This window comes from Rhodospirillaceae bacterium (assembly GCA_018660465.1).
In the GTDB taxonomy this organism is placed as follows: domain Bacteria; phylum Pseudomonadota; class Alphaproteobacteria; order Rhodospirillales; family JABJKH01; genus JABJKH01.
This window is the reverse complement of record JABJKH010000116.1, coordinates 1-2,762: the sequence shown is the minus strand read 5'-3', so window position 1 is coordinate 2,762 and position 2,762 is coordinate 1. Positions and strand designations below refer to the sequence as shown.

Genomic DNA, 2,762 nt, shown 5'->3' with positions numbered 1-2,762 from the left:
CCAGCCTGCGATAAGAGTTCTATTACTTCGTCATCAATCGCATTGACTTCTGATCCACTGGGCACTTGAAAGCTCATGTCTGGAAAATTTTCGACCAAAGCCTTTAACAGCTTCTTCACGCGTTTCTTATTGATAAAGAAATTATCGTCCCAAAAATGAATTTCATCAACGCCATAGGTGTCCCGATAATGTTGTATTTCTTCAATGACTTGGGGGATTTCTTTCATTCGGAAGCGGCGGTCTGACATCATCGGCGCCGTACAGAAATAGCACGCGTGTGGGCATCCTCGGGACGACATCATGATCAGAAATTTTTGCTGACTCTTTAAATTGATTTCATAATCGGCCAACCCGGCATTCCAATATTTATCCAGGCCAACCAAATGCCACGCAGGAAGCGGAAGTTCTTTCGGGTCCGGGTAATCATTTTTGGGTGATTTCCAATAGGTGTCACCGTCTTGCAGGATAATTTGTTTTACGTCCCGCAAATCGCCACCCGTGTTAAGAGTTTCTACCAGTTCAATGATCGATCTATCAGCTTCACCGTACATGATGCAGTCAATATTTTCATCTATGACTAATTGCGGCATGCCGGAAGGATGTTGTCCGCCGAATACAACGAAGGCATCCGGTATCGTTTCCTTGGCAAGTCGGCAGAGGTTCTGGGCCTCAAGCCCCCTGTTGGAAAACAGGCAACTGACACCAATCATATCTGGGTTAAAGTCGGCGATGCGTTTGCGGACGTCGTCATCGCTAAGGCCATATAAAATCTGGTTGCCGTTGGATTGCTCATTTTCATAGCCTTCCATCATGACATCTAGAATGTCGACCTCATATCCGTGTTGGAGCAAAGACGCTGCCAGGGAAGCCGGTCCCAAAGGCGGAACGGCAAGTTTCCTTTCCCGTGATCCTTCATCGGTGACCGTAATTTTACCCGGCGGAGAAATTAGCATTATCTTCTGCACTGGGGTGCGCAATGAAACGGTTTGTCTTTCCATAATATCCTAAGCCAACAAAGTTATCGTACGCTCACCGCACGAAATAAATCTTATGCATTCATGGGAAGGCGGCAAAATATAAGTAATGTTAATACTCATTTGCAAGTTTAAACGCGAATCTGCCATGCTGACAAATGGGTTGTAAGCCATCTAATATCAATGGCCTTCGCCCTTATTTCAACAATGTGGTTATATATTTCATCAGTGGTGTTTTTTCGACGGAGTGCCGGTGACCAATAATTCCAACCTTAATGGCACCGACGGCATTGCCGACCAATCCGATGTGTTCCATATCTCCGCCTGCCGCAACCAGCGGCGATGTAACCGCAAGAAACGCATCGCCAGCGCCTACTGTATCGACGGTCGTTTTCGTAAACACCGGGATGCGCCGTGCGCCGTGTGCTTTATCGTAAGTCACACAGCCGTGGCTCCCATGCGTGACGATCAACCTGGAACAATCAATCTTTTCTGGCAGTTTTTCAGCCGCAATTTCCATTACATCGCTATGTTTATCGACGGTCGCTAAACGAGCTTCCGGCGCATCTATACAAACGTAATCCGCCTTTTGGTACTTTGTCACAAGGTTGAAGCCTGTATTAGCGCTATTGCTTTGCGTGTTAACGGCCAAAAACTTTGCATGTTCGATAAGCGTCTGAACGGTTGAGTTGCCGATGAGGCCATGCCCAAAATCGGTGGCGATAACCACGTCCGAATTCTTTGCCTTTTCAACAATGGCCTTATTCACGTCGGCTTCCAAAGTTGCCTCAAGAGGCGAGTCATCCATTGAATAGACTTCAAATAGCTTCCGAATATAACCCGATTCTATGAAACGGGTCTTTGTCGTTGTCGGCGCTTCGTTGCGGTGGAAAACTGTTAATTTTACATTAGGCTTAAGGCTATCGCGAACGAGTTGTTCGTAATCGTCTTGATCGCCAAGACAGGTGATGACCTCCACCTCTGCGCAGAAACTCGCCACATGATTGGCTGCGGCGATTACGCCCCCCGCAAAGATTTCACGATCCTTTAGCAAGGTGGCAATCATATTTTCTTTTGGGGATTTCCCCAACGGCGTCACGTATTGGTACTCGTCGATGATAAGATCACCAACAAGGAGAACCCGGTAGTTTTTTACTTTTTCGATAAGCACCTGAATGGCATCGAACCCGCCCGCGTCCCGTACTGTGCCGAGATAATCGCGGAGAGACGGCTCATAAACGTCCAAATAGTTATTAATCAGCGATGAGGAGCTGAACGTAATATCTCGGGTCAGCACCATCTTTCCGCCGTGTTCCTCAACGGCGTCTCGTTCCGCCGAAATCATGCCCGTAAGATCATCTTCCGGGTTTTCATAATCGGACCCCTTAATGTAAACATCGGGGCGGAGTTGGCGGAGCAATTCAGTCGCATCAGGTGATAAATTGATGCCGACCCAATCGACATATTCCATTGCCGCCAACATTTCGGCGCGGAGTTCTTCTGGGAAGATCGGTCGCCCAGGCCCTTTGTGTACATGCTTGTCGGCCGTGATGGTAACAACCAGGACCGTTCCCTCTCGTCGAGCCGCTTCCAAGTGTCGAACGTGTCCCATATGGACCAGGTCAAATACTCCATGTGCCAGGACCACTTTTTCGCCAGCTTTTTGGGAGTCGCTAACCAATGAAGCCAGTTCAGAAATAGACTTTACCTTCGAACGAGCCGGGCGGGCCGCGAAGTTTTTCTTGGCGTCTTGATTTGACGTTGCTTTAGTCAATGTCGTTATTTCCT

2 protein-coding genes are annotated in these 2,762 nt (G+C 48.0%); both read right to left on the bottom strand.

Translation table 11 applies throughout. The features are described 5' to 3' along the window. Positions 1–998 (bottom strand): radical SAM protein (locus HOM51_19450; protein ID MBT5036693.1); only part of this gene is annotated, 998 nt, incomplete at its 3' end. Positions 999–1,170: 172 nt separating this feature from the next. Then, positions 1,171–2,748 (bottom strand): adenylyltransferase/cytidyltransferase family protein, encoded by a 1,578-nt coding sequence (locus HOM51_19445; GenBank protein MBT5036692.1) that lies wholly within the window; start codon positions 2,746–2,748, stop codon positions 1,171–1,173. Positions 2,749–2,762: the final 14 nt, after the last annotated feature.